Origin of the sequence: Bordetella genomosp. 8, from assembly GCF_002119685.1 — a bacterium.
Classification (GTDB): domain Bacteria; phylum Pseudomonadota; class Gammaproteobacteria; order Burkholderiales; family Burkholderiaceae_B; genus Bordetella_C.
The window spans coordinates 2,370,514-2,397,308 of the sequence record NZ_CP021108.1 but is presented as its reverse complement, the minus strand read 5'-3'; the positions used below and the strand labels follow the sequence as shown (position 1 = coordinate 2,397,308).

Here is a 26,795-nt window from a genome sequence, read left to right as displayed (position 1 = left end):
CTTTTTCCTCTGGCAGGACGATATCGACGTCCGCCACGCGCAGGGTTGGACGCGCGATCATGTCGGCCAACACCGCCAGGAAGCGCGCGGCCAGCCGCTGCGCGGTGGCGCGGGTGAACAGCGCGGTGTTGTACTCCAGGCGGCCCCGCAAGGCCCGCGCGCTGTCATCCGCGCCGGACCAGCTCGCTTCGTTCAACAGGAAATCGAGCGACAGCTCGAATTTCGCGGCGCATTCCGGCAGCGAGATGCGTGCGGCGGAGAGATCCTTCAATGCCAGTTCCGGTGCGCCGTCCGTGGCCTGCAGCCCGAACATGACCTGGAACAAAGCCTGGCGGCCGGCCTGGCGCGCGGCGTGGCGACGCTCCAACAGCAGGTCCAGCGGCAGGTCGGCGTGGTCCATCGCCGCGCGCGCATCGTCGCGCACGCGGCGGCAGACCTGCTCCAGCGTCAGGCACGGGTCGATATCGGCCTTGAACACCTGCGTCTGCACGAAGAAGCCCACCATGTCGTGCGACATCGGCAAGGTGCGGGCGGCGGACGGCACGCCGATGGCGTAACGCTGTTGCCCCGCATAGCGGGCCAGCAATACCTGCCAGGCGGCGAACAACACGACGAACGGCGTGCGGCGCGTCGACGCGCAATGGGCGCGCAAGGCCCGCGCCAGGTCCGGCGGCACATCGAAATAATGCGACGCGCCATCGAAGCCCGGGTCCGCCGGCCGCGCATGGTCGGCCGGCAGGGCCAGCGGCGGCGCGTCGTCGCCCAGGTGCCTGTCCCAATAATCGACGCTGGCCGCCCAGGCGCCGCGTGCCACCTGGCGCGCCTGCCAGGCCGCGAAATCGGCGTATTGGCGCGGCAGCGCGGGCAGGACGATCTCGCCCGGCCGCACAAGGGCCTGGGCATACGCCCGCGCCAGATCGCGCGAGAAGACCGGATTGGACCAGGCATCGGTAGCGATATGGTGCAGGCACCACGCCAGTACGTGCGTCCGCGCATCCATGCGGATCAGGCAGGCCACCAGCGGCAGGCCGGCTTCCAGGTCGAACACATGGCCGGCCAGCGACGCCAGCAGCGCGTCGCGCGCTTCCCATGCGTCGTCGGCGGGCAGGCCGGACAGGTCATGCCATGCCAATTCGCAACGCGCGGCCGGGTCGACACGCTGCATCGGCACGCCATCGATCTCGCCGAAGCGGGTACGCAGGACGGCGTGCCGCCCGACCACGGCATCGAACGCGCGCCGCAGCGCATCGGCGTCCAGGGGTCCGTGCAGCACGAAGGCGCGCGGCAGGTTGTAGGCCGTCGATGACGGCGCATAGCGATGCAGGAACCACAGCTGCCGCTGTGCCAGCGACTGCGAGTTCCAGCCGTCCGCACTGGCCGCCGCGTCATCCCAGGCATCGATGCCGGCGGACGACGGACCGGCGAGGTCGCCGGCATCGGCCTCGTCGTCCTCATCGTCGGCCAGCAAGGCGCGCAGGAGATCCAGGCGGCTATCCGTCATGCTTGCTCCTCGATACGATTCGCCAGGGCCGCGCGCTCCTGCGGGCTCATGTCGTCCAGCGCGACGCGGGCTTCGGCGATGCGTTCCAGCGCCGACGCGTCGGCGGCGCACCGCCGCAGTTCCGCGGCCAGCGCGGCCGCGGTGGGATGGTCGAACACCGCGCCGGGCGGCAATGCCACTTTCAACGCCTTGCGCAGGCGGGTCACCAGCTTGATGACGAGCAGCGAATGCCCGCCCATCGAGAAAAAATCATCGTCGATGCCCAGGGCCGGGCGATCCAGCAGCTCGGCCATGCGGCGCGCCACGACGGTTTCCAGCGCATCGCGTGGCGTGGCGGCAAGGCCGCCGCCCTGCCCCGCCGCATCGCGCGCCAGGGGAGCCAGGGCCTGGCGATCCACCTTGCCGTTGGCCAGGCGCGGAAAGGCGGCAAGCCGCACGAAGTGCGATGGGATCATCGGTTCGGGCAATGCATCGGCCAAGGCGCGACGCCACGCTGCGATGCGCGCGGCGTCGTCGGAAGCCCCCGCTGGGGCTTCGACCGTGGCGACGACGCAGGCCGTCAACACCGCGCCACCAGCCGATGGCGTGGCGAGCACCACCGCCTGCCGCACGTCGGGCAGGGCGAGCAGGCGCGCCTCGATTTCCGCGGGTTCAATGCGATGGCCGCGGATCTTGACCTGGTGATCGGCACGGCCCGCCAGGCGGATCGCGCCTTCCGGCAGCACGCACGCCATATCGCCCGAGCGGTAAAGACGCTCGCCGGGCCGATGCGGGTCCTCCACGAAGGCCGTCGCGCCATGCGGGCCGAGATAGCCGGCGCACAGCTGCGCGCCGCCCAGATAGATCTCGCCGATACCGCCTACCGGTGTCGGCTCCAGGTCGGCATCCAGCACGTGCACGATGCAGTTGCCCAGCACCCGCGTCAGCGGCAGCACGGCGGCACTGTCCGCGCAGCCCACGCCCATATCCGCGGCCGGCAGCGCCACCGCGTGCACCATCACGCCCACGGTCGATTCCGTCGGACCGTAATGGTTGTAGACCCGGCAGTCCGGCGCCAGGCGGGCGATGCGCCGCACCAGCGCGGCGGAAGCGGCCTCGCCGCCCAGCACCACGCGCGCCGGCACGATGGCGTCGTCATGGTCCAGCAAGGCTTCCAGGTGCGACGGCACGATCTTGATTCCATCGATGCGCTGCGCCACCAGGAACTGGTGGAAAGCCGCCCCATCGCGCATGTCGTCGGGACTGGCGACCACCAGCGTGCCACCGTTGCACAGCGCGCCGAACAACGCCGTATTGCCCAGATCGGCCGCGACCGTGCCGGTAAGCGCCCAGCGGCGCGACAGACCCAGGTCCATCGCACGCGTGGCGGAAGCCACGTAGTTCAGAAGCTGCCCATGCGTGATGGGCACGCCCTTGGGTTCACCGGTGGATCCCGAGGTGAACAGCACATAGGCGATGTCGTCCAAGGCCAGCGTGTCACGCGGCTCGCCGTCGGCATGCCCGATCGCGCCGGCCCCTTCGGCCAGCAACGTGTGCGACGCGACCGGCAAGCCGGGCGCCCACGCGGCCGCGCCGGCGATCGCATCATCGGCAGCCACCAGCACGCAATCCGGCTCGGCCGCGCGCACGATGGCGGCGCAGCGCGCATCCGGCCAATCCGGCTCCAGGGGCAGATAGGCGGCGCCGCAGCGCCACGCCGCCAGCATCGCCACCATCAGGCCGGCATCGCGCGGCAGCCGCAATGCGACCGTGCCGCCGCGCCGCGCGCCCAAGCGGTCCAATGCCCGGGCCGCCGAGGCCACCCGCCGCTCCAGGTCCGCGTAGGTCAATGCCTGCCCGGCGTCACGCACGGCCATGGCGTCCGGACTGCGGCGCGCCCAGTCCGCGATCAGGCGCGGCAGCGTTTCCGTGCCGGCATCCAGCGCTTCGCCACGACGCGCCAGCAGGGCCTGCCGCGCGGCATCGTCCAGCACACGCAACCGCGCTATCGTCGTGTCGGGTTCGACCGCCACATGGCCCAGCAGCGCGGCGTATTGCTCCAGCAGCGCCTGCATGGCCCAGGACGGATAGCGCGTCGCGTGATAGGCCACTGTCAGCCGCGCATCCGCGGCGCGCATGCCGACCTGCAAGGCCATCGCGAATCCGCTCGCCGGCCCGGGCATGTCACGCGGCGACCACCACAGCGCGGCATTGCCGGGTTCCGGCTCGTCGACATATTGAAAGCCCGCTTCCAGATGCGCCATCGTCGTGGGCGCATCCACAGGCCAGTACTCCTGGGCTTCGACATGTCGCGCCAGGGTCGCGGCGAGCCGTTCGGCGCAGCGGCTGAACGGCATGCCGCCTTCCCAGTCGATGGCTACGGGCAGGATCTTCTCGTAGGCGCCGACCGCGCCGGCCAGCATCTCGTAATCCCGGCGGCAATCGTGCTGCCATCCGCCCAGGAAGCGCCAGCCGCCGGCCAGCCTTCCCAGCACGCTCCACCAGGCGGCGTGCATCACCACGGGCACGGTGACATTCATTCGATCGGCTACGGCGCGCAGGGCGGAAACGAGGTCCGCGTCCAGGTCCATCGACGCGCTCAGGCCGTCCACGGGCGCCAGGGCTGCTTCGCCGGCGTCATCGGCCCGGACACCCACCCGCCCCGCCCCGGCGCAAGCGGGCAATGCCGGTCCGGCCGTGTCCGCGTGGGGCGCGAGATACCGCGCCCAGTAGGCCCGCGCGGCCGGCGCATCGGCGTCCTCGTCCAGCTCGCCCCGCCACGCGATGTATTCGGTATAGGCAAAAGGCGATTCGTCGCCGGCGCCCGCGCCGGGCGCCTCGTAGCAACGCGCCAGGTCGCGCAGCAGGATACGCATCGATGCGCCATCGGCCGCCAGCGCGGGCACCGCGACGGCGAGCACGGCGCGATCCGGGGCGATGTGCCACAGCGCGGCCCGCGGTCCCGATGCGGCGGCGAGCCAGGTCGCGACAGGCGATGCCGCGGCATCCTCGGCCCCATCGCGAATCTCCCAGCGCCATCCCTGCCCGGCCTCCGGCAGCAGCCGCGGGCCGCGGTAGCCCGCCACGCGCCCGTAGCCGTGCCGCAGGCTGTCATGGCGCGCGGCCGTTTCATCCAGCGCATTGCGAAGCCGCGCCACGTCCACCCGCCCCGCCAGCTCCACCACAGCCACCCGCGCGCGCCGCGCCTCGCCCGCCGCCACGATGGCGCGCTGCTCCGGACTCAGCGGCAGGTGATCGACATCCGACGCCAAGCCTTGCGGATCCGCTTCCGGCATATGCATGTCCATACGCCTCAACCCTGCTCGCGCGACAGCGCGCCGCGATCGAACATGGCCCCCATCGCCACCACGACCTTGCGCGGCTCTTCGTAGGGATCACGCGCATGCGCGGCCAGCATGTTGTCCAGCATCACGACATCGCCCCGCGCCCAGGCGAAGCGCACCGCGCAGGCCTCGTAGGTCCTGCCGATCTCGTCCATCATCCATTCCGGTATCGCGCCACCGTCGCCGAAATACACCTGCCGGGGCATGCGGTCCTCGCCCGCGATACTGAGCAGGTCCGCCCGCACGTCCGGCTCCAGGCAATGGACGTGATGCAGCTGGACCTGGTTGAAGAACACCCGTTCGCCCGTCTCGGGATGCGTGATCACGGCCGGGCAGCGCGTGCGCGTCTGCAAGGTGGTGTCGTCCAGCCAACGGAACGCCGTGCCGGCGCGACGCAGCGTGGATTCCACCGCGTCGCGGTCGTCCGTACCGAAGAAGCGCTGCCAGCTGACGTCCAGCCGCTCCGTGAAGGTGCGCACGTACAGCAGTTCCCGTTGCTCGAATTCCTGCACGATTTCCGGCGGCAGGCGGTGCAGCATCTCGCGGCAATCCACAATGGGCGTGGCGCCGCCGACGCGTGAAGGCAGCTCGCAGAAGAACAGCTGCCTGCGCGGCCAGCGCTCCAGGTGCGCGCTTTCGTTGTGGTACAGGATCATCTGCTTTTCCGGATAGGGCGTGGACCGGTAGGTATTGCGGCCGCCTTCCTTTTTCGGCAGATCGCCGTAGTCGCCGTAGAGCGTCGGTTCTATCGCTTCGGCGAAGGCTTCGAACTGCTGCGGGGTGCGCAGCGCGAAGTTGCGGAACAGGATGCCGCCGTGGCGGTTCAGCAGGGCCCCGAGCTGTTCGCGCATGGACGCTGCCCAGGAAATCGGATCCAGGCCGCTGTCCAGGGCTTCGATCACCAAGGGAAAGGGCCGCGCGGGCGACAGCGGTGCCATGCGTATCGGTGCACGGGCGGGCGCGGCGGCGGGACGATCGCCAGCCGTCGCCGTGCGCCGCGCCGACAGGCGGTCCAGCTTGCCGCGCATGGCCGCACCGGGAGCCAGCGGCGCGACGGACGCGCCGGCGGATGAGGTCGTCGATTCGGCGGGCGCGGGCGGCGTGGTGACGCTCATGGCGGACTCCTGGAATAAAGGGATATCGGCAACGGACCAGGAACGGCCATCGCCGGCGACGACCTGATGTAGCACGTCCGCCCAGATCGTCGCCATGCCTTCCACCGCCTGCGCGGCGAACAGGGCGGTGGCATAGGTCCATTCGACCTCCAGCCCCTGCGCGTGCTCGTGCACAAATACGGCCAGGTCGAAGCGCGCGTGCGTGGTCGGCAGCGCGGCGGAGCGGACCACGACGTCCTTCAGGTCCCCGGCCAGGCGCAGTGTGTTCTGCATCACGAACAGCACCTGCACCAGGGGACCGCGGCCACGGTCGCGCGACGCGCCGGCCACATCGACGATGCGGTCGAAGGGCGCTTCCTGGTGCGCCAGCGCGTCAAGGACGGTAGCGCGCGTGCGCGCCAGCCATTCCTCGAAAGGCGCCGATCGTGGCGCACGGGACCGGATCGGCAGCACATTGACGAAAAAGCCGATCAACGGCGCCAACGCGGGATCATCGCGGCCGGCCGCGTCCGTGCCAACGACGATGTCGTCCTGTCCGGTCTGGCGATGCATGGCCATCAGGAAGACCGTCATGAGTACCTGGAACAGCGTCGCGTCGTGGCGCCGCGCCAGGTCGGCCAGGCGGCGGCTCAGGCTGCCGGGGATCATCTGCCGCAGCGTCGCGGCCTCCATGACGCCTTCCGGTGCCTGGCGCGGCCGCGCGGGAGAGGACAGCACGGGGGCATGCGCGAGGGTCGTCCGCCAGTACGCAAGGGCATCCCTCCAGGGCTCGCCGGCTTCGGCGCGGGACGCCCGCATGGCGTAGTCGCCGTACTGCATGGGCAATGGGGCCAGTTCGCGGCCCGCGTAATGCGCGCGGAACTCGTCGATGAAGATGCCCGCCGACCAGCCATCGAACACGATGTGATGCACGGCCATCAGGAGCAGATGCCGCCGCGCGTCCAGGCGCAGCAGGCAGGCCCGCAACAAGGGGCCGGTGGACAGGTCGAAGGGTTCTTCCGCGTATCCGTGCGCGATGCGCGTGGCGGCGGCGTCGCTATCCGGTCCGGCGGACAAGTCCACGAGCGGCACGTCCACACGCGGGGCGGCCAGCGGCGCGGCGTGGGGCTCGCCGTCATCGTCCTCCGGATATGCCGTTCGCAGCACCGCATGGCGCGCAATGATCGCGTTGATCGCGCGTTCGACGCGGCCGGCATCCAGGGCGCCGTCCAGGTGGAACGCCACGCCCAGGTTGTAGCGGGCGCGCGCCGCCGGCGTCGCGGCCATGCGGTCTAGCAGCCACAGGCGGCGCTGCACCGGCGCCAGCGCGCGCGCATGTCCCGCGTCCGCCACGCCGACCACACCAGCCACACCAGCCACACCAGCCACATCAGCCACATCAGCCACACCAGGCATATCAGGAACACCAGGCCCACCAGGAAGATCAGCAACACCATTCGGCCGCGCCGCGCGCGCCCTCTCGATATGCGACGCGCACGCCGCCAGCTCGGGATGGGCGAATACCTCGCGCACGCCCATGGCGATCCCCCAGCGCCTCCTGATGGCCGCGGCCACGCTCGCCGCCGTCAGCGAACTGCCGCCCAGCTCGAAGAATCGCGCATGCCTGTCCGCGACTTGCCGTCCCAGCGCGTCCGACCAGATCGCCGCCAACGCGGCTTCCGTACCCGCCGCCGGCGGCAGGGCCGCGGCTTCGCCGGCTTCGCCCAGTACGAAGCGCCCGTGCTCGTGGATGGCATAGGCATGCAGCGTCCCGCTGCGCCAGGCCGCGCGCGTGGCCGCGCGCCGCAGCTTGCCGCTGGACGTCTTGGGCAGCGTGCCGGGCTCCAGCAGCACCGCCACCGCCAAGGGCTCGCCGCAGGCCAGCGCGACGGCGCGCCCCAACGCCCGCACCAGCGTAGCGGGCGTATGCCGCTTGCGCTGCAGCGGCGCGATCTCCGCCGCCAGGCCGATGCCTTCGCCGTCCGGCGTGTCCACCGCGAACGCGGCGACGCGGCCCTTGCGGGCCTGGGCCACTTCCGCTTCCACGACGGCTTCGATGTCCTGCGGATAGACATTGCGGCCGCGCACGATGATCAAGTCCTTGATACGGCCATTGACGTACAGTTCGCCGCCGTGCACGAACCCCAGATCGCCGGTGCGCAGCCACGTCGCTCCCTCATGCGCCACCAGCGATTGTTGCGTCGCCTCGGCCTTGCCCCAATAGCCACCGGCAATGCTGGGACCATTGGTCCAGATCTCGCCCTGCATGCCGTCGGGCAAGCGCCGCGACGACGCGGGATCGACGATGGCAACGCGATGGCCAGGCGCCGGCGCCCCGCAGGCCACCAGCCGCCGGCCCCGCGCGGCCGGGCGCGCCTGCCCCGCCGCCAACGCTTCCTCGTCGAACACCGTGCAGACCGGCGGCTTCGTGTGATCGCCGCCGGTCACGAACAGCGTGGCCTCCGCCAATCCGTAGCAGGGATACAGCGCCGCGGCCGGCAGCCGGGCCTCCGCGCAGAGTCGCGCGAACGCCTCCAGGGTGCCGGGATTCACGGGTTCCGCGCCGGAAAACGCGATCCGCCAGCTCGACAGGTCCAGGCCGCGCACCTGCTCCGGCCGAATGCGCTCGACGCAAAGCCGATACGCGAAGTCCGGCCCGCCGCTGAAGTTCCCGCGGTGGCGCGCGATCGCCTCCAGCCAGCGCAGGGGCCGCTCCAGGAAATACTTCGGCGACATCAGCACCACGCGCGTGCCCAGGTACAGCCCTTCCAGCACGCCGCCGATCAGGCCCATGTCGTGATAGAGCGGCAACCATGACACGCAGACGTCAGTTTCCCGCGTGCCCATGCCCCGGTGCATGGCCAATGCATTGGCCATCAGATTGGCGTGACTGACCATGACGCCCTTGGGGTCCGCGGTCGATCCGGACGTGTATTGCAGGAAGGCGATATCGCGCGGATCCGCGGGCGGCAGCGTATCGGGCACACCGCAAGCAGCCGCCGCGTCCCGCACATCGACCTCATCGGTTGCATCCACCCCATTGACAGCGTCCACCGCAAGCAGCGGCACGCCGTCGAACCAGGCCAGCGCTTCGGCCAGTTCCCGCGCGACCTGCGTGGTCGTCAACACGCAACCTGCCTGGCAATCGCGCGTCATCACCCGCAGGCGCCGCAGTTCCTGCTCGCGCGCCGGATCGGGCGGGAACGCCGGCACGGCGATCACGCCTGCGTAGAGGCAGGCAAAGAAGGCCACCACATAATGCTGGTCGTTATCCAGCATCAGCAATGCGCGGCTGCCCGTCGGCAGGCGAGATCTCAGCGTTGCCGCCAGCGCGCGCGCGGCCCTGTCCAGTTCGGCATACGTCAACGACACCGACCCGCCGCCATCCTCGACGATCAACGCGACGGCATCGCCACGCGTGCTCGCATGGCCGCGCAGCCGGGCATCGATGGTGGCGGCATCGGCGATGGCGCCGCTCATGCCGCCGCCGCGTCGTTGAACATCGCGGTGCCATGCGGCTGGGCCATGGCCACCACCACCTTGCGTTCACCGCGATACGGCGTGCGCGCATGCGCCGCCAGCATGTTGTCCAGCATCAGCACATCCCCTTCGTGCCAGGGAAACATCACCGTCTCCGCCGCGAGGGCCTGGCGTATTTCGTCGAACACGCCATCGGCGATGGCCGACCCGTCGGCGTGGTACACATTGCGCGGCATCCGGTCCGCGCCCAGCAGGTCTTCCAGCGACTCGCGCACGTCCGGATCCAGCGCCGACACATGGAACAGATGCGCCTGGTTGAACCAGACCATCTCGCCGGTCTGGGGATGGCGCTCCACGCCCTGGCAGCGCTGGCGCGTGCGCAGGCCGTCGTCCGCCAGCCACTCCCACTCGATGCCGGCACGCATGCAATACGCTTCGACGCGCGCGCGCTCGTCCGTGTTGAACACCTGCTGCCACGGCACGTCGAACTCGCCGAAATTGCGCACGTAAATCAGCCCTTGCGCGAAGCGCTCGCGGATGGCGGGAGCAATGCGCCGGTAGATCGCCCGGCTGTCGGCGATGGGCGTCTCGCCGCCCGACCGCGCGGCCTTCACGCAGTGGAACCAGATCTTCATCGGCCACTCGCGCGTATACGCCTGTTCGTTGTGCAACGGGATATGCTGGTGGGCCGGGTATTCGGTGCTGGTATAGATGCCCGACGACACCGCGCTGCGCGGTGTCGACGCGAATTCATAGGACAGCAGCGGATGGCCGAAAGCCGCCGCGAACGCCTTGAACGCATCCACGGACTCGACCTGGAAACCGCGCATCAGCACGCCGCCGGTACGCGCCAGTGCCGCGTCGATATGCGCGCGCAGCTCTGGCAGCGCCTGTTGCAGGGACTGGCCGGCATACCGTGGTGACAATACCGCCGGCAATTCGGCGCCTGCCACGCCCTTACCTTCGTCTCGTTCCATGATGGGCTCGCTTCAGGCCAGCGCGACCGACCCGCGGCGCGCCTGTTCCGCCAATGGCCGCAGTGAACGGTCCATCAACGCCAGGACTTCCTCTTCGCGATGCTTGATGAAGAAATGCCCGCCGTCGAACCAGACCTGGCGTACGCCGGCCTGCGTTTCCTCGCGCCATGCCTCGATGGCATCCGGCGCGATGTCGTCGTCACGCCCGGCCAGCACCAGCAGCGGCACCGCCAGGCGCGGGCCCGGCGCATACCGGTACGCGCGGCACATGGCGTAGTCGGCCGCCAGCGTATCCAGCGCGAAGCGGCGCAGCCCGCGGCTGCCCAGCACGGCATCCGGCGTTCCGCCCTGCTTGCGCAGATCGTTGACCAGCGCCTGGTCGTTATCCATCCCGTCGAAGCGCGAGGGATCGCGATGCGCGGGCGCGGGGCTGCCCGACACGATCAGCAAGCGCGGCGCTTCGCCCCCAGCCCGCGCAATCCGCGCGGCCATGTGATAGGCCAGCAAGGCCCCCATGCTGTGGCCGAACAGCACGTACGGGCCCGCCATGTCCATCGCATGTTCATCGACCAGCCGCGCGGCCAGCGCGTCGACGTCCGTCGCATACGGTTCGTCCATGCGCACGCCGCGGCCGGGCAGCTCCACCGGCACGATGCGCAGCCAGGGCTCGACCCGGCGGCGCCAGCGCAGGTACATCGTAGCGCTGGCGCCCGCGCAAGGCAGGCACAACAAGGAAACCGCCGGCGACATCATTCCGCCGCCGGCGAGTGTTCATCCATGAAGCGGCGCAGCGACAGCGGCCGCATGTCGGTCCAGACCTGCTCGACATAAGCCAGACATGTCTGCTTGTCACCCTGTACGCCGGTATCGCGCCAGCCAGCCGGGATGGCCTTGAAATCGGGCCACAAGGAATACTGTTCCTCGTCGTTGACCAGCACCCGCAGAATTGCGCCTTCACGATCGAAGCAACTCATGATTCATTCCGTCCGTGTCGATAGTCGGGGAAGAGCGAGCCCTGTCGATAAACAGGATTAGCTCTCATTTCCGTTGACGAACGACGGCGTATGGAATTTAACGTCGAGTGCGAAAGCCGTTATGAAAAGTAATTGATAAGCGTTATCATTAAATAGTTCCACCCACCGACCCTCTCCGGAGACACCTTCCATGTCTGGCGACGAGCTGAGCGTGCATCAAAGAACGGAAGCGCTTTACTCCCAGCATCAGCCCTGGCTGGCGGGCTGGCTCCGCCACCGCATGGGCGGCGAAGATGCCGCCATCGATCTGGCGCAGGACACTTTCGTGCGCATCCTCGCGGCCCGCGAACTGCCGGTCTTGGCCGAGCCGCGCGCTTTCCTGGCCACCGTGGCGCGGCGCCTGCTGGCCAACCATTACCGCCGCAACGCCATCGAGCGCGCCTATCTGGATGCCCTGGCCCTGGTGCCGGAGCAATATGCGCCCGACCCGGAACAGCGCAAGCTGGTGCTGGAACAGCTCTATGCCATCGACGCCGCGCTGGACGCCCTGCCGGGCAAGGTGCGGGAAGCCTTCCTGCTGGCGCAGCTGGAGGGCCTGAAACACGAAGAGATCGCGCAGCGCCTGGGCGTGACCACGCGCACCGTCGGCAACTACATGGTGCGTGCCGTGCAGGCATGCTTTTTCCTGCAAGAGACGGCGCAATGACCCGGAGCACCGGGCAGCGCACCATGTATGCGGGCGGCATTCCGCTGGAACCGCGCGTCGCCGAGGAAGCGGCGCGATGGTATGTACTGTTTTCCTCCGGCCAGGCCACCGCCAAGGATCGCGAGGCCTGGATCGCCTGGTGCGCGGCCGATGCCGATCACCAGCGGGCCTGGGCGCAACTCGCCCATGCCGACGACCGCATGAACGCCATCCGCAACCGGCCGGCCTACGAGGCGCTGAGCCGCGCGCGGCGCAAGAGCACGCGCCGCCGCCTGCTGCGCGGTGCCGCCGGACTGCTGGTCCTGGGCGCGCCCGCCGTCTGGCTGATGGACCGTATGCGCTTCCTGCGCATCACGCCCGACTACGTCGCCGGCATCGGCGCGCGCCGCGAAGTCGTCCTGCGCGACGACAGCCGCGTCATGCTCAATAGCGGCAGCGGTATCGACGTGAATTTCAGCGAATCCGGGCGGACCGTCACCCTGCGCCAGGGCGAAGCCTATTTCACCACCGGCCATGCGCCGGCGTATGCCAGGCTGCCCTTCCAGGTCCGCACCGCGGCGGGCACGGTGCGCGCGCTGGGCACCCGCTTCAACGTCCGGCTCGACGAAGATCACGCCACCGTGGCGGTCTACGAAGGCCAGGTCAGCCTGCATCCCGGCAACGGCAGCGAACCGGCCTACCTGGCGGCCGGCAACCAGGCCACCCTGTTTCGCGGCGGCCTGGGCGCGGTGCGCCCCATCGCCGCCGGCGCCGACGCCTGGCTGCAGGGGCGCATCGCCGCCGACAACGTCAGCCTGGCTGAATTCCTGGCGGAACTCAGCCGCTATCGCCGCGGCTACATCACCTGTGACGACGCCGCCGGGCGCATGCGGCTGTCGGGCCTCTTTCCCACGGACGACACCGACCGCGTGCTGGAGGCGATCGGCGGCCTGCTGCCGGTCGCCATCACGCACCGTACGCCGTACTGGGTAGACGTCTCCGCGCGCCGCGACACCTGAAACCAGGGCCGCGGCCGGCCAGCCGTCCGCCGCGTTCCCGTCACACCCTATCGAGGCAGTCTCCCAAAAAAACTTCGTCCAGCGCTTTCCGGTTTGCACATGCTCGCGTGTCCTCTATGCACGGACGGCCTCAAGACGGGCCGACAACGGAACCCCACGTCATGACGAGGAGAGGCGATGCACCGTCTCGCTATGGGAAATCCTGGCGGCATACCGCGCGGGGCTGGATCGTGACCGCCAGCCTGGTGGCGGGCCTGGGCGGCTTATGGCCGGACCTGGCCGGACGCGCGCACGCGCAACCGGCCCCGTCCGGCGGCAATGCGGCGGCGCGGCCCGCCATAGACACACACCCCCGCCTGCGCTTCGACATCGGCCCCGACCGCCTCGCGCGCGTCGTGCAAGCCATCGCCAGCCAGGCCGGCGTGCTGCTGTACTTCGATCCATCGTTGGTGGGTGACGCGGCCAGCGATGGCCTGCACGGCCGCTACACGCTGGATCAGGCCTTCGCCGCGGTGCTGTCGGACCGCGGCCTGGAAGCCCGCCAGGACCGCGCCGGCAGCTATCACATCGTCCGTCTGCCGGCGACCGACTCGGCCGTGCTGCCGACCGTGCAGGTGCAGGCGCGGCCGATCGTCGACAACGCCGACAGCCTGGTTGCCCGCGAGACCACCACGGGCACCAAGACCGACACCGAGCTGTTGGCCAACCCGCAATCGGTCTCGGTGATCACCCAGCGCGACATGCAGGCGCGCAATGCCGGGTCGGTGGTGCAGGCGCTGCAATACACGCCCGGGGTGCAGATCAACAACTACGGCGGCAACGAAATCCGCAACGACTGGATCGTGCTGCGCGGCTTCGACGCCAAGCTGACCGGCGACTACCGCGACGGCCTCAGCCAGATGCCATACGACCAGATACGGCCGCGCCTGCCCACCTATGCGCTGGAAAGCATCGAGGTCCTGCGCGGTCCGTCGTCGTCGCTGTACGGACAGGTGTCCGCCGGCGGCCTGGTCAACCGCACCACCAAGCGGCCGCCCGACCAGCCCTTGCGCGAAGTCGCGGTCGAACTAGGTTCCTACGATCACCGCCAGGCCTACCTGGACCTGGGCGGCCCCATCGACGCGCAGGACTCGTCCCTGTACCGCTTGACGGCCACGGGCCGCGAAGCCGGCACGCAGGATGAATACAGCAGCGGCCACCGCTATCGCGACAACCTGGCCTACGTCGCACCGGCCTACACCTGGCGCTCCGCCGATACATCGTTCACCCTGCTGCTGCATTACCAGCACGACCGCAACGACGGCGAATCGCGCAGCTACTATCCCTGGCGCACGCTGGTGGGCGACTACGCCTACGACGGCTACGACCGCGACGTCGCCAGCGCCGGCTACCAGTTCGAGCACCGCTTCAACCGGACCTGGACCGCGCGCCAGAACCTGCGCTACCAGCACGGCGACATGACGCTGCGCAACCTGTATCCGCTGGCATTGCAAGCGGATGGCCGGACCTTGTCGCGGTACCTGGTCGATGCCAGCGAGGCCATGCACGGCGTGGCGCTGGACAATCAGCTGGAAGGCCACTTCGACGACGGCCTGGGCGCGAACCACACCCTGCTGCTCGGCATCGACTTCCGCCGGCTGGAGGGCTGGCAAACCTATAAGCAAGGTCCCGCGCCGGACCTCGACCTGGACGACCCGGTGTATGGCCTGCACCTGCCGGTGCCGGGCACGCTGTCCACCTTCCTGGACGTCAAGCAGACCAGCACGCAATGGGGCCTGTACGCCCAGGACCAGATACGCCGCGGCGACTGGACGCTGACCTTGTCGGGGCGTCACGACCGCTACGACGACCAGACCGTCGATCGTCTCGAACCGGCCCGTACGACGCAGCGCGACAACGCCTTCAGCGGACGCGCGGGGCTGGCTTACGAGATCGTGCCCGGCGTATCGCCGTACGTCAGCTACGCCACATCCTTCATGCCGCAGCCGGGTGTCGACTACGCCGGCACGCCGTTCACACCGGCCAAGGCGCGCCAGTACGAGGCCGGACTCAAGATCCAGCCGTCCGATGCCGACGCGCTGTACACCATCGCGATATTCGACCTGCGCCAACACGACAGCCTGACTCCCGACCCGCTGCACGACGGTTTCAATGTGCAGGCGGGTGAAATCCGCTCGCGCGGCCTGGAACTGCAGGCCAAGGCCACCCTGGCACGGACCTGGGACATCCTGGCCGCCTACACGTACAACGACGTCACCAATCTGCGCAGCAACGACGGCGGCCAGGGCAAGACGCCCATCGTCACGCCGCGGCACATGGCATCGCTATGGCTGCAGCACCGCTTTACCGAAGGCCCTGCCCAGGGCTGGCGCGCCGCGCTGGGCGTGCGCTACGTGGGTACGACCTGGATCGACGTGCAGAACACGATGAAGAATGCGCCCGCGACGATGCTCGACGCATCGTTGGGCTACGAGACTGGCGCATGGCGGTTCTCCGTCGATGTGACCAATCTGACGAACAAGGAGACGGTGGTCTGTCGCAACGACCGGCTCAACTGCCGATACGGCATAGACAGGACGGTCATGGCCACCGCGGCCTACCGCTTCTGACGCCACGGTATCGCGAGCCGGCATCCCGAGCGTATCCGCAAGGAGCATCCATGCAGAAAGAGACCCCGGCCGCCGAATCGCTGGCGGCGCTGTACATGATCCATCAGCCCAAGCTGCAGCGCACCGCCCTGCGTATCCTGGGTTCGGTGGAATTGGCCGACGACGTCGTGCAGGACACCTACCTGAAGTTGCTGGAAGGGCCGCCGCTGGCGACCATACGCGAGCCCGTGGCCTACCTGTTCCAGACCGTGCGCCACCTGGCCATCGACTACCACCGCCGCCGTGCCCTGGAATACCGTCTCTTCACCGAAGAGGAGGACGGCGAGCACGTCATGGCCGCGAATGGCGCGCACGACCTTGCCATCAGCCAGCAGGCGCTGGCCATGGCCAACGCCGCGCTGGCCGGCCTGTCGGCGCGCACGCGCCGCGCCTTCGAGCTGTACCGCATCGAAGGCCATACCCAGCGCGACATCGCCCGCGACCTGGGCGTGTCCACCACCCTCGTCAACTTCATGATCCGCGATGCGCATGTGGCGTTGACGCCTTGCCGGGACTGCCTGATGCCCGATTGAACGTCACACGGTCATGGCGGGACATCTGTTAACGTTGCTGGTGCGCCGCCGCGGCGCGCCAACCTTTGAGGTATCGCCATGCAACGCAATTTCGATCTGGTCGTATCCATCCTGGGCGCCTTCCGGGACGCCGAGGCCGCCGTCCTTAGCGGACGCGACGTGACGGCTGCCGTGCAGGAGCTCGATATCGACGGCGCCACGCCCGAAACGGTCGTCCATCACCTGGAACTGCTGGCCGATGCCGGCCTGGCCAAGAAGCTGACCGAAAGCACCGCCGGCCCGGACGCCATGTGGCGCATCACCTGGAAGGGCTACGACGCCCTGGAACAGGATGAGGAAGACGAGGATGAGGACGACGACGATCTGGACCTGGACGACTGATACGCAAGCCATGGCGTAAGCCGGGCCGTATAAAAGCCACGGGGCCTCGCATCGGCCGGATGCGAGGCCCCGTATCTTTACGGCCTTCCGTTACGGCTGCGCTCAGGCCGCCAGGCGTTCCTCGATACGCTGCTTGGTGGCCGGCAGGGCCTTGGGCAGGCGCTCGGCCAGCTGCGTGAACAGTTCTTCGTGCAGGGCCAGTTCGTCGCGCCATGCCGCGCTGTCGATGGAAGAGACCAGCTCATACTTCTCGGCGCTGAAATCCATGCCCTTCCAATCCAGATCCTGGTAGCGTGGGGTCACGCCGAACACGTGCTCCTGGCCGCCGGCCTTGCCTTCGATGCGCTCCAGCATCCACTTCAACACGCGCATGTTCTCGCCGAAGCCGGGCCACACGAACTTGCCGTCCGGCCCCTTGCGGAACCAGTTGACGCAGTAGAAGCGCGGCAGCGTGGCGCCGGTCTGGCGCAGTTGCTCGCCCAGGCTCAGCCAGTGCTGGAAGTAGTCGCTCATGTTGTAGCCGCAGAACGGCAGCATCGCGAAGGGATCGCGCCGCACCACGCCTTGCTGCCCGGCCGCCGCGGCAGTGGTTTCCGAGCCCATGGTGGCCGCCATGTAGACGCCCTCTTCCCAATTGCGTGCTTCCGTCACCAGCGGGACCGTGGTCGAACGGCGGCCGCCGAAGATGAAGGCATCGATCACCACGCCCTGGGGGTTTTCCCATTCAGCGTCGATGGACGGGCATTGCGACGCCGGCGCCGTGAAGCGCGCGTTCGGATGCGCGGCCTTGCGGCCGGTTTCCTTGCCGATCTGCGGCGTCCAGTCCTGCCCTTGCCAGTCGATCAGGTGCGCGGGCGCCTGCTCGGTCATGCCTTCCCACCAGACGTCGCCGTCGTCGGTCAGCGCCACGTTGGTGAAGATGCAGTTCGCGCGCAGCGTCGCCATGGCGTTGGGATTGGTCTTCTCGCCGGTGCCCGGGGCCACGCCGAAATAGCCGGCTTCCGGGTTGATGGCGTGCAGCTTGCCGTCCTTGCCGGGCTTGATCCAGGCGATGTCGTCGCCGATCGTCGACACCTTCCAGCCGTCCAGGCCTTCCGGCGGGATCAGCATGGCGAAATTGGTCTTGCCGCAGGCCGACGGGAATGCAGCCGCCACATGGTGCTTGCGCCCTGCCGGCGAGGTCACGCCCAGGATCAGCATGTGTTCGGCCAGCCAGCCCTCGTCGCGGCCCATCGTGGACGCGATGCGCAGCGCGAAGCACTTCTTGCCCAGCAGCGCGTTGCCGCCGTAGCCCGAGCCATAGCTCCAGATCTCGCGCGTGGCGGGATAGTGCACGATGTATTTGGTGGGGTTGCAGGGCCACGGCACATCGGCCTGGCCTTCGGCCAAGGGGGCGCCCACGGTATGGACACACGGCACGAACTCGCCATCGTCACCCAGGATGTCGTACACCTTGCTGCCCATGCGAGTCATGATGCGCATGCTGACGACCACATAGGGACTGTCGGTCAGCTCGACGCCGATGTGCGAAATCGGCGAGCCCAGCGGCCCCATGGAAAACGGCACCACGTACAGGGTGCGGCCGCGCATGGAGCCGTCGAACAGCTTGTTCAGCGTCGCGCGCATTTCCGCCGGCGCCGCCCAGTTGTTGTTCGGGCCGGCATCGGCCTTGTCGTCCGTGCAGATGAAGGTGCGGTCTTCGACCCGCGCGACGTCGCCGGGGTCGGACCATGCCAGATAGGAATTCGGACGCTTTTCGGGATTCAGCCGGCGCAGCGTGCCGGCCTGGACCATCTGTTCGCACAGGCGGTCGTATTCTTCCTGCGAGCCGTCGCACCAGACCACGCGATCCGGCTTGGCCAGCGCCACGAATTCCCCCACCCAGTCGACGAGTCTACGGTGCCGCACATAGGCCGGCACGTTGAGCGCGGCGACGAGTCCATCCAGGGGTCGGTTCATTGGCTATCTCCTGATTTAGTAATGAGTAAAGCTTTCGCGGCGCCGTGGCACCGATGCGCATCCAGCACGCCATTCGGACGGCGGTCATCACCGCGTCATCGAAGCCGGGACGGCCGGGCGCAATTTATCCGGCGATCATACCCGCCGAAGGGCCGGCCCCGTCAACCCAACCACATGGCGGAAGGAAGCAGTCCAGGAGCATAAGGGGCACGGGCCATGCGATCCGTCGCCGTACGTATCAAATCAAGGCAGTCGGTCACAGAACCATGGCCCTGGGCACGGCCTGTGATGGCCGAGCGCTGCGCGGCGCATGCGCCGCGCTCGGGGTCCGGTCACGCGATCATTTGCGAAGTGCATCAGACCGACGCGCGAAGTTGATCTTTTATTTTCGTTTTAGTTCGTTTATCATCTTTTCATGGACCTGAACCCCCGCCAGATCGCCCTGGTGGACGCCGTGCGCGAAGGCGGCACCGCCACCATCGAAGCGCTCGCACAGCGCTTCGGCGTCACGCTGCAGACCGTCCGCCGCGACGTCACCCTGCTGGCCGATGCCGGCCTGCTGGCGCGTTTCCATGGCGGGGTACGGGTGCCCTCGCCTTCCACGACGGAAAACATCGCCTACCAGCAGCGCCAGGCGGTCAACGCGGAAGGCAAGCGGCGCATCGCCGAAGCGGTGGCGGCGCGGGTGCCCGACGGTTGTTCGCTGATCCTGAACATCGGCACCACCACCGAAGCCATCGCACGCGCGCTGCTGCGCCATCGCGGCCTGCGCGTCATTACCAACAACCTGCACGTGGCCGACATCCTGTCCGGCAATCCGGACTGCGAAGTCATCGTCGCCGGCGGCCTGATGCGCGCCAGCGACCGCGCCATCGTCGGCGACGCCGCCATCGACTTCATCCGCCGCTTCAAGGTGGATATCGGATTGATCGGCATCTCGGGCATCGAAGCCGATGGCACCCTGCGCGACTACGACCTGCGCGAAGTCAGCGTGTCGCGCGCCATCATCGAACAGTCGCGCGAAGTCTGGCTGGCGGCCGACCGCAGCAAGTTCGAACGCCAGGCCATGGTGGAAGTCGCGCACGTGTCGCGCATCGACCGCCTGTTCACCGACCTTCCCGTGCCCGAACCCATCGGCATCGTCCTGCGCGATGCCGGCGTGCACTGCGAAATCACTTCAGACCCTACCACGCTCCAGTCCCAGCCATGACAGCCCCACGCGCCATCACGCCCCCTTCCCGCGAACGCCTGCTCGGCCAGCTGGATTCCGCCCAGCCCTGGGACGTCATCGTCATCGGCGGTGGCGCCACCGGCCTGGGCACCGCCGTGGACGCGGCGGCGCGCGGCTACCGCACCTTGCTGGTCGAGGCGGCGGATTTCGCCAAGGGCACGTCCAGCCGCGCCACCAAGCTGGTGCATGGCGGCGTACGATACCTGGCCCAGGGCAACATCAGCCTGGTGCGCGAAGCGCTGCACGAACGCGGCCTGCTGGGCCGCAACGCGCCTCACGTCGTATGGCCGCTGGGTTTCGTCGTGCCGGCGTATGGCCTGCTCGACCAACCGTTCTATGGCATCGGGCTGAAGATGTACGACCTGCTGGCAGGCAAGCTGAACCTGCGCGGCAGCCGCCTGCTGTCGCGCTCTCAAACGCTGGCCGACGCGCCGACGCTGGCGCCCCGCGTCAACGGCCACGGGCTGCGCGGCGGCGTGCTGTACTACGACGGCCAGTTCGACGATGCGCGACTGGCGACCTCGCTGATGCGCACGCTGTTCGACCTGGGCGGCGTGGCGGTGAACTACATGGGCGTCACCGGACTTAACCAGAGCAACGGCCGCATCGACGGCGTCACGGCGCGCGACATCCTGAGCGATACGAGCTTCGTGCTGCGCGCCAAATGCGTGATCAACGCCACCGGCGTATGGGTGGACGAAGTCCGCCGCATGGAAGACCGTGCCGCCCCAGGCATGGTCGCGCCCAGCCAGGGCGTGCACCTGACCCTGCCGCGCGACTTCCTGCCGGGCGACAACGCGATCCTGATTCCCAAGACCGACGATGGCCGGGTGCTGTTCGTCGTGCCATGGAATGGCCACACCATCGTCGGCACCACCGACGTGCCCCGCCCCGACCTGCCGCTGGAGCCCGACGCCAGCCGCCAGGACGTCGACTTCATCCTGGCCACGGCCGGACGCTACCTGAGCCGCAAGCCCACGCGCGCCGACGTGACCAGCGTATGGAGCGGCCTGCGCCCGCTGGTCAAGGCCACCGGCGTGGGGGCCACCAAATCGTTGTCGCGCGAGCACACCATCCTGGTGTCGCCAGGGGGCATGATCACCGTGACCGGCGGCAAATGGACCACCTATCGCCGCATGGCGCAGGACGTCATGGACCTGGCGACGCGCGAGCAGCTGTTGCCTTATGCCCCTTGCCGCACGCAGGATCTGCCCTTGCACGGCGCACCCGGCGCGCCGGCGGGAATGGCGCGGCCCGGCACGCCTGACGCCTACTACGGCAGCGACCTTCCGCAATTGCGCGCGCTGCCCGGCGCGGACCACATGCTGGTGCCGTCCAGCGGGCTCAGCGAAGCCCACGTGCGCTTCGCCGCGCGCTTCGAACTGGCGCGCAGCGTGGAAGACGTGCTGGCTCGACGCAACCGCGCGCTGTTCCTCGACAGCGCCGCCGCCCTGCGCGCCGCGCCGGACGTCGCGCGCATCCTGGCCGAGGAACTGAACCACGACGCCGCCTGGCAGCGCCGCACGGTCGCGGACTTCGAACGCACGGCGCTGCAGTACCAATTGGCTGCATAGCGCGGCCGCGGCGACATCGCGGGACATCGGGCGTAGAATCTTCGCGGTTCGCGCCGGCGCGGCGCATCGATCCGGAGAAAACGATGTCCATTCCCAAGATCCAGTTCGGCCGCACCGGCCTGAAAGTGTCCCGCCTGGCGCTCGGCACCATGACCTTCGGCCTGCAGACCGACGAAGCGCTGGCCGGCCGCATCCTGGACAAGGCCGCGGACGCCGGCATCAACTTCCTTGACACCGCGGACGTCTACCCCCTGGGCGGCACGCCCGACACCGTGGGACGCACCGAAGAAATCGTCGGCCGCTGGCTGACCGGCAAGCGTTCGCGCTTCATCCTGGCCACCAAGGCGGTGGGCGAAATGGGCCCGGAAGCATGGCAGCGCGGGGCATCGCGCAAGCACCTGCTGGATGCGATCGACGCGTCGCTCAAGCGGCTGCAGACGGATTACGTCGACCTGTACCAATTGCATTCCGATGACGAATCCACGCCGCTGGACGAAACGCTGGAAGCCCTGGACGTCATCGTCAAGTCCGGTCGCGCGCGCTATATCGGCGTGTCGAATTTCCTGGCCTGGCGCCTGGCCACGGCCCTGGGGCGCGCCGACGTGCGGCACCTGACGCGATTCACCTCCGTCCAGCCGCGCTACAGCCTCCTGTTCCGCGAGATCGAACGCGAACTGCTGCCGCTATGCGAAGCCGAAGGCCTGGCCGTGATTCCTTACAACCCGCTTGCCGGCGGCCTGTTGACCGGCAAGCACCGGGGCGGCGACAAGCCCGCCGAAGGCACGCGCTTCACGCTGGGCACCGCCGCCGGCCGGTACCAGGACCGCTATTGGAACGACCGCTCATTCGAAACCGTCGAGACCCTGCGCGGCATCGCGCAGGAAGCCGGCGTATCGCTCACCACGCTGGCGATGGCCTGGGTGCTCGCCAACCCCGCCATCACCGCACCGCTGCTGGGCGCCAGCAAGCCGGAGCAACTGGATGACACCCTGGCCGCCGTCGAATTCAAGCTGTCGGCCGAACTGAAAACCAGGCTGGATACCCTGACCCATGAATACCGTTTCGGCGACTCCGTCCGCTGACACGTCGATGAACGGCACGCACGACGCCGCCGGCACGGTGGCGGACCCGGCGGCAGGCGCACCGGCAGCATCCATCGGCATGACGGTGCCCGCGTCCATCCACGACCGCCTGAAATCGCTGCTGGACCATGCCGGCATCACCTACCGCCTGTTGCGCCACTCCGCGGAAGGACGCTCCGAAGCCGTCGCCGCGATACGCGGCACGGCGGTCGGTCAGGGCGCGAAGGCGCTGGTATGCCGCGTCAAGCTTTCATCCACACAGCGCGCCCACGTGCTCGCCGTATTCCCGGCCGATCGCCAGGCCGACCTGGAAGCGATCGCGCGCGCGGCCGGCGGCAAGAAGGCATCGCTGGCCACACGCGATCTGGCGCGCGAACTGACCGGCTGCGAAATCGGCGCCATCCCGCCCTTCGTCTTCGACGATGCCTTGACGCTGCTGGTGGACGAGACGCTGGGCACCCGGTATGACGAGATCGTCTTCAACGCAGGCCGGCTGGACGCGTCCATCGTCATGAACGCGCGCGACTACCTTGCCCTGGTACGTCCGAAGACCGCCAGCTTCACGCGCGATGGCGGCGCCGCGACGGACCCGGCAAGCCCGGCCGCCGCGGCGTCCGGCCACGAGGACTGAACCGCGATCATGTGCCTGGCCGTGCTCGCCATCGACGTCATACCCGATGCCCCGGTGCTGGTCGCCGCCAATCGTGACGAATATCATGCGCGGCCCACCGCGGCCGCGGCCCCCTGGCGGGACGACCCGCGGATCATCGCCGGCCGCGACCTGCAATCCGGCGGCACCTGGATGGGAATGACGCGCGCCGGCCGCCACGCGCTGGTCACCAACTATCGCGATCCCATGACCATCCGGCCCGGCGCGCCGTCGCGCGGAAAGCTGGTGGAAGATTTCCTGCGCGGCGCAGTATCGCCATCGGAATACATCGCCACCGTCGCCGCGAGCGGCGCCGCCTATAACGGCTTCAATCTCATCGTCGGCGATGGCGATGACGTCTGGTACTACAGCAATCGCGGCCCGGCGCCGCGCGCGCTGGCACCGGGCATCTACGCCTTGTCCAATCACCTGCTGGACACGCCCTGGCCCAAGCTGGCGCGCACCAAGGCCGCCTTCACCGATATCCTGCGCGGCGCGCCGTCGCCCGATATCGAAGCGCTGTTCGATGCGCTGGGCGACCGTTCCGTGGCCCAGGATGCCGAACTGCCCGACACCGGCATCGGCCTGGAACGCGAGCGTTTTCTAAGCAGCGCCTTCATCGTCGGCCTGACCTACGGCACACGTTCGTCCACGGTCATGGCCATCGGCATGGAGCACCGCGCCTTGTACGAAAGGCGCTATGCGCCGGACGGCACGCCCGCCGGACGATCGAACTGGGACGTCCGCGCCGTTTGATTTGCGTCATCGCCGACGGTCTTCGGGCAGGTATCTTGCTGTTGTATCTCGCTGTTGTCAGGCGGCGGATCGCGTGCCTGCGCAAGGTCGACCACGGGCTTCGAATGCAGAACTTCAACGCTTGCGACGACTCAAAGCTACACGCGCCGACCACGGTTATCGCGGTCCCGCCGCGCGCCCGTCCCGGGCTAAGGGATACTTGAGAACCGTTTCACAGGAGCAGAATGATGAAAACAATCCGCTTCCGCCGCTCGCTGGCTGCGATGCTTGTCTTCGGCGCCGGGCTGTCCGTCGCATACGCCGATATGCCGCCCGTGCAGCAGCAGGGCAACGTCCAGTTCGTGACCGGCGGCGTCGGCCTGGACGAATCGACGTCCATGAAGGCCGCTGAAAAAGACTACTCGCTGTCCATGGTGTTCGCGAAGCGCCGGGATGGCCAGAACGACTACACGGCCGACGTGCCGGTCACCATTACCGACAGCAAGGGCGCGACGGTCTTGCAGACCACCACGGGCGGCCCTTACCTGCTGGTCAAGCTGCCGCCGGGCACGTACAAGATCACCGCGACCTACGACGGCAAGGCGATGACCCGCCAGGCCACGGTCAGCAAGGGATCCCACGACCGCCTCGGCTTCGAATGGTAAAGGGGGCTTGAGCCCCATGCCGCGGTGCCGGGCACGGACCACGGGTGGCGCCGCGTCGATCCGTCGACCGGGTCCGCGGGCCAGCGGCCCGCATGAAACCCGGGCCGGCGCCGATGTGGGTCAACCACCGTCGGCGATCTTCCCCCTGAGCTGCTTGACCTGCCCGTGACGCACCTTGCGCTGCACGCGGCGTTGCTGCGAAGCGCGCGTGGGCCGCGTCGCCTTGCGCGGTATCACCGGCCGCGACGCGGCGGCGATCATGCCCGCCAGCCGCGCGAGCGCCTCGTCGCGATTCTTGTCCTGGCTGCGGTGCGTCTGCGCCTTGATCACCGCGACGCCGTCCTTCGTAATGCGGCGGTCGCCACTGTCCAGCAAGGCCTGCTTGATCGCATCCGGCAGTGAAGACGCGCGGATATCGAAACGCAGATGCACGGCGCTGGATACCTTGTTGACGTTCTGGCCGCCCGCCCCCTGGGCGCGGATCATGCTGAACTCGACTTCGCGTTCATCCAGGTAAAGGGTGTTCGAGATCTGAATCATGGCCGCGAGTCTACGCATTTCCCACGCCCGACGTCACCCCTTACAACCCGGCCGGCGGCAAGGTTGCTAGGCCGGGCGGTTGAAATCGTCGATACACTGCCCCATGTATATGGCGTGAGGAAAACCATGAAACCCCTGTCAGAAATCCCGCTATCGGTCCTGGACCTCGCGCCCATCGCGCAGGGCCGCACCGCCGCGGACGCCTTTCGCAACACCGTCGAGCTGGCCCGGCACGTCGAGTCCCTGGGCTATAACCGCTTCTGGCTGGCCGAACACCACAATATCAACGGCATCGCCAGCAGCGCGACCGCGGTATTGATCGGCCACGTGGCGGCGCATACCCACACCATTCGCGTGGGTTCCGGCGGGGTCATGCTGCCCAACCACGCGTCGCTGATCATCGCGGAACAGTTCGGCACCCTGGAATCGCTGTTCCCGGGCCGCATCGACCTGGGCCTGGGCCGCGCGCCCGGCAGCGATGGCCTCACGCAGCGCGCGCTGGGGCGGGATCCGCGCAGCGGCATGAATTTCCCGACGCAGCTGGAAGAGCTGCGCGCGTACTTCCGGCCCGCGCATCCCACGCAGGCGGTGCGCGCCATTCCTGGCGAAGGCTTGAACGTGCCCATCTGGTTGCTGGGATCCAGCGACTTCAGCGCGCGCCTGGCGGCGCAGCTGGGCTTGCCGTTTTCGTTCGCCGGCCATTTTTCGCCCGAGGGCATGGCGGCGATGCAGCTGTACCGCCACCTGTTCCAGCCGTCGGACGTCCTGGACCGGCCTTACTCCATGATCGGCGTGCCCATCATCGCAGCCGATACGGACGCGGAAGCCCAGCGACAGTCCACCACGCAGCAGCAGAAGTTCCTGTCCGTGGTGCGCGGCCACAGGCTGCAATTACAGCCGCCGGTGGACGACATGTCGGGCCTGTGGGACCAGTGGGAAAAGGCCGCGGTCCAGCAGCGGCTGGGCGCTTCCATCGTGGGCGGTCCCGAAACGGTCAAGCGTGAACTGGAAGCGCTGGTCGCGCGCACGCAGGCCGACGAAGTCATGATCGTTTCCGATTTCTACGACCCGGCCGACCGGCTGCGTTCCTACGAAATCGTGGCGTCGATCAAGCAGGCGGCGGCGCGGGAGGCGCGAACCGGCGCCGCCGTCGCGTCGTAGCACCGAGCAGCAACATGGCCGCTCCGTCCGGCGCGGCCCTATCACCCAGAGCCCGCGGGGGCTCGCAGGCGCCGCGCGCAAGCACGGCAAGGACGTATCGAATGAGCATCGTCGAACTGAACAAGGAATCCTTCCAGGAAGCCATCAAGCCGGAAGGCACATTGATCGTCGACTTCTGGGCGCCGTGGTGCGGCCCCTGTCGCGGCTTCGCGCCCGTCTTCGAGAAAGCCTCCGAGGAACATCCCGACGTGACCTTCGCCAAGGTGAACACGGACGTCGAGCAGGAGCTGGCGGGCGCGCTGGGCATCCGCTCCATTCCCACGCTGATGGTGTTCCGCGAGCAGGTGCTGCTGTTTTCGCAACCGGGCGCGCTGTCGGCTGGCCAGTTGAACGAGCTGCTGGCCAAGGTGAAAGAGCTGGATATGGAAAAGGTCCATCAGGACATCGCCGCCGCCCAGCAAGGCCAGGACGCCGACGGCAACCAGGCCTAGGCCGGCCGCGCATAGGCCGGCTGCACCTAAGCGGGCTGCACCTAAGCGGGCTGCACCTAAGCGGGCCGCACCTAGCCGGCCGCACCTGGCCGG

The 26,795-nt window shown here is 68.5% G+C and carries 20 protein-coding genes and 1 pseudogene; 13 read left to right on the top strand and 8 right to left on the bottom strand.

Annotation, left to right across the window (positions count from 1 at the left end; genetic code table 11):
- Positions 1-7: 7 nt before the first annotated feature.
- The 6 genes and pseudogenes from CAL12_RS28735 to CAL12_RS11025 form a co-directional block, all read right to left on the bottom strand.
- Positions 8-1,501 (bottom strand): annotated as a pseudogene (locus CAL12_RS28735) (condensation domain-containing protein); the annotation flags it as partial.
- Positions 1,498-4,782, bottom strand: a complete 3,285-nt coding sequence (locus tag CAL12_RS11045; RefSeq protein WP_198298429.1) for a non-ribosomal peptide synthetase — start codon at positions 4,780-4,782, stop codon at positions 1,498-1,500. The pseudogene CAL12_RS28735 and the gene CAL12_RS11045, both read right to left, overlap by 4 nt.
- Positions 4,783-4,793: 11 nt before the next feature.
- Positions 4,794-9,398 (bottom strand): condensation domain-containing protein, encoded by a 4,605-nt coding sequence (locus CAL12_RS11040; RefSeq protein ID WP_086064516.1) that lies wholly within the window; start codon positions 9,396-9,398, stop codon positions 4,794-4,796.
- The gene (locus CAL12_RS11035; RefSeq protein ID WP_086064515.1) at positions 9,395-10,375 is read right to left on the bottom strand and encodes a TauD/TfdA family dioxygenase; all 981 of its coding nucleotides are present in this window, start codon (positions 10,373-10,375) and stop codon (positions 9,395-9,397) included. The genes CAL12_RS11040 and CAL12_RS11035 overlap by 4 nt, the downstream gene beginning before the upstream one ends.
- A gap of 12 nt (positions 10,376-10,387) precedes the next feature.
- Positions 10,388-11,128 carry a thioesterase II family protein gene (locus CAL12_RS11030; protein WP_232464779.1) on the bottom strand — a complete coding sequence of 247 codons (741 nt, stop codon included), beginning with the start codon at positions 11,126-11,128 and terminating at the stop codon, positions 10,388-10,390.
- Complete coding sequence (locus CAL12_RS11025) at positions 11,125-11,349, bottom strand: MbtH family protein (RefSeq protein WP_157792958.1); 225 nt, start codon at positions 11,347-11,349, stop codon at positions 11,125-11,127. Before CAL12_RS11025 ends, CAL12_RS11030 begins: the two co-directional genes overlap by 4 nt.
- A gap of 190 nt (positions 11,350-11,539) precedes the next feature.
- Here CAL12_RS11025 and CAL12_RS11020 point away from each other — a divergent pair, with 190 nt between their 5' ends.
- From CAL12_RS11020 to CAL12_RS11000, 5 genes are all read left to right on the top strand, one after another.
- Positions 11,540-12,055 carry a sigma-70 family RNA polymerase sigma factor gene (locus CAL12_RS11020; RefSeq protein ID WP_086064513.1) on the top strand — a complete coding sequence of 172 codons (516 nt, stop codon included), beginning with the start codon at positions 11,540-11,542 and terminating at the stop codon, positions 12,053-12,055.
- Entirely contained in the window at positions 12,052-13,053 is a 1,002-nt protein-coding gene (locus CAL12_RS11015; protein WP_086064512.1) for a FecR family protein, read from the top strand. The genes CAL12_RS11020 and CAL12_RS11015 overlap by 4 nt, the downstream gene beginning before the upstream one ends.
- 230 nt (positions 13,054-13,283) lie before the next feature.
- On the top strand, positions 13,284-15,662 hold the full coding sequence (locus CAL12_RS11010) for a TonB-dependent siderophore receptor (protein ID WP_232464778.1): 2,379 nt from the start codon (positions 13,284-13,286) through the stop codon (positions 15,660-15,662).
- Between the two features lie 50 nt (positions 15,663-15,712).
- Positions 15,713-16,234 carry a sigma-70 family RNA polymerase sigma factor gene (locus CAL12_RS11005; protein WP_086064510.1) on the top strand — a complete coding sequence of 174 codons (522 nt, stop codon included), beginning with the start codon at positions 15,713-15,715 and terminating at the stop codon, positions 16,232-16,234.
- A gap of 78 nt (positions 16,235-16,312) precedes the next feature.
- Positions 16,313-16,615 (top strand): DUF2513 domain-containing protein, encoded by a 303-nt coding sequence (locus CAL12_RS11000; protein ID WP_086064509.1) that lies wholly within the window; start codon positions 16,313-16,315, stop codon positions 16,613-16,615.
- A 102-nt stretch (positions 16,616-16,717) separates the two neighbouring features.
- Here CAL12_RS11000 and CAL12_RS10995 read toward each other — a convergent pair whose 3' ends face one another.
- The gene (locus CAL12_RS10995; protein WP_086064508.1) at positions 16,718-18,574 is read right to left on the bottom strand and encodes a phosphoenolpyruvate carboxykinase (GTP); all 1,857 of its coding nucleotides are present in this window, start codon (positions 18,572-18,574) and stop codon (positions 16,718-16,720) included.
- Between the two features lie 415 nt (positions 18,575-18,989).
- Between CAL12_RS10995 and CAL12_RS10990 the strand changes: the two genes are divergently transcribed.
- From CAL12_RS10990 to CAL12_RS10965, 6 genes are all read left to right on the top strand, one after another.
- The gene (locus CAL12_RS10990) at positions 18,990-19,784 is read left to right on the top strand and encodes a DeoR/GlpR family DNA-binding transcription regulator (protein WP_086064507.1); all 795 of its coding nucleotides are present in this window, start codon (positions 18,990-18,992) and stop codon (positions 19,782-19,784) included.
- A complete protein-coding gene (locus CAL12_RS10985) occupies positions 19,781-21,379 on the top strand; it encodes a glycerol-3-phosphate dehydrogenase/oxidase (RefSeq protein WP_086064506.1) in 1,599 nt (532 codons plus the stop codon). The genes CAL12_RS10990 and CAL12_RS10985 overlap by 4 nt, the downstream gene beginning before the upstream one ends.
- An 83-nt stretch (positions 21,380-21,462) precedes the next feature.
- Positions 21,463-22,461, top strand: a complete 999-nt coding sequence (locus CAL12_RS10980; RefSeq protein ID WP_086064505.1) for an aldo/keto reductase — start codon at positions 21,463-21,465, stop codon at positions 22,459-22,461.
- A gap of 79 nt (positions 22,462-22,540) precedes the next feature.
- Entirely contained in the window at positions 22,541-23,092 is a 552-nt protein-coding gene (locus CAL12_RS10975; RefSeq protein ID WP_086067819.1) for a YbaK/prolyl-tRNA synthetase associated domain-containing protein, read from the top strand.
- 9 nt (positions 23,093-23,101) lie between these two features.
- Positions 23,102-23,866 (top strand): NRDE family protein, encoded by a 765-nt coding sequence (locus tag CAL12_RS10970; RefSeq protein WP_086064504.1) that lies wholly within the window; start codon positions 23,102-23,104, stop codon positions 23,864-23,866.
- 224 nt (positions 23,867-24,090) lie between these two features.
- The gene (locus CAL12_RS10965; RefSeq protein WP_086064503.1) at positions 24,091-24,510 is read left to right on the top strand and encodes a carboxypeptidase-like regulatory domain-containing protein; all 420 of its coding nucleotides are present in this window, start codon (positions 24,091-24,093) and stop codon (positions 24,508-24,510) included.
- 120 nt (positions 24,511-24,630) lie between these two features.
- On the opposite strand, the gene arfB is transcribed toward CAL12_RS10965, so the two are convergent.
- The gene (gene arfB, locus CAL12_RS10960; RefSeq protein WP_086064502.1) at positions 24,631-25,050 is read right to left on the bottom strand and encodes an alternative ribosome rescue aminoacyl-tRNA hydrolase ArfB; all 420 of its coding nucleotides are present in this window, start codon (positions 25,048-25,050) and stop codon (positions 24,631-24,633) included.
- Positions 25,051-25,176: 126 nt separating this feature from the next.
- Here arfB and CAL12_RS10955 point away from each other — a divergent pair, with 126 nt between their 5' ends.
- Complete coding sequence (locus CAL12_RS10955; protein WP_086064501.1) at positions 25,177-26,211, top strand: LLM class flavin-dependent oxidoreductase; 1,035 nt, start codon at positions 25,177-25,179, stop codon at positions 26,209-26,211.
- A gap of 101 nt (positions 26,212-26,312) precedes the next feature.
- Complete coding sequence (gene trxA / locus CAL12_RS10950) at positions 26,313-26,702, top strand: thioredoxin (protein ID WP_086064500.1); 390 nt, start codon at positions 26,313-26,315, stop codon at positions 26,700-26,702.
- Positions 26,703-26,795 lie beyond the last annotated feature (93 nt).

Coding starts and splice junctions, on each gene's coding strand:
- CAL12_RS11045 (WP_198298429.1), bottom strand. CDS start 4,782: ATGCATATGCCGGAAGCGGATCCGCAAGGCTTGGCGTCGGATGTCGAT.
- CAL12_RS11040 (WP_086064516.1), bottom strand. CDS start 9,398: ATGAGCGGCGCCATCGCCGATGCCGCCACCATCGATGCCCGGCTGCGC.
- CAL12_RS11035 (WP_086064515.1), bottom strand. CDS start 10,375: ATGGAACGAGACGAAGGTAAGGGCGTGGCAGGCGCCGAATTGCCGGCG.
- CAL12_RS11030 (WP_232464779.1), bottom strand. CDS start 11,128: ATGATGTCGCCGGCGGTTTCCTTGTTGTGCCTGCCTTGCGCGGGCGCC.
- CAL12_RS11025 (WP_157792958.1), bottom strand. CDS start 11,349: ATGAGTTGCTTCGATCGTGAAGGCGCAATTCTGCGGGTGCTGGTCAAC.
- CAL12_RS11020 (WP_086064513.1), top strand. CDS start 11,540: ATGTCTGGCGACGAGCTGAGCGTGCATCAAAGAACGGAAGCGCTTTAC.
- CAL12_RS11015 (WP_086064512.1), top strand. CDS start 12,052: ATGACCCGGAGCACCGGGCAGCGCACCATGTATGCGGGCGGCATTCCG.
- CAL12_RS11005 (WP_086064510.1), top strand. CDS start 15,713: ATGCAGAAAGAGACCCCGGCCGCCGAATCGCTGGCGGCGCTGTACATG.
- CAL12_RS11000 (WP_086064509.1), top strand. CDS start 16,313: ATGCAACGCAATTTCGATCTGGTCGTATCCATCCTGGGCGCCTTCCGG.
- CAL12_RS10995 (WP_086064508.1), bottom strand. CDS start 18,574: ATGAACCGACCCCTGGATGGACTCGTCGCCGCGCTCAACGTGCCGGCC.
- CAL12_RS10990 (WP_086064507.1), top strand. CDS start 18,990: ATGGACCTGAACCCCCGCCAGATCGCCCTGGTGGACGCCGTGCGCGAA.
- CAL12_RS10985 (WP_086064506.1), top strand. CDS start 19,781: ATGACAGCCCCACGCGCCATCACGCCCCCTTCCCGCGAACGCCTGCTC.
- CAL12_RS10980 (WP_086064505.1), top strand. CDS start 21,463: ATGTCCATTCCCAAGATCCAGTTCGGCCGCACCGGCCTGAAAGTGTCC.
- CAL12_RS10975 (WP_086067819.1), top strand. CDS start 22,541: ATGACGGTGCCCGCGTCCATCCACGACCGCCTGAAATCGCTGCTGGAC.
- CAL12_RS10970 (WP_086064504.1), top strand. CDS start 23,102: ATGTGCCTGGCCGTGCTCGCCATCGACGTCATACCCGATGCCCCGGTG.
- CAL12_RS10965 (WP_086064503.1), top strand. CDS start 24,091: ATGATGAAAACAATCCGCTTCCGCCGCTCGCTGGCTGCGATGCTTGTC.
- arfB (WP_086064502.1), bottom strand. CDS start 25,050: ATGATTCAGATCTCGAACACCCTTTACCTGGATGAACGCGAAGTCGAG.
- CAL12_RS10955 (WP_086064501.1), top strand. CDS start 25,177: ATGAAACCCCTGTCAGAAATCCCGCTATCGGTCCTGGACCTCGCGCCC.
- trxA (WP_086064500.1), top strand. CDS start 26,313: ATGAGCATCGTCGAACTGAACAAGGAATCCTTCCAGGAAGCCATCAAG.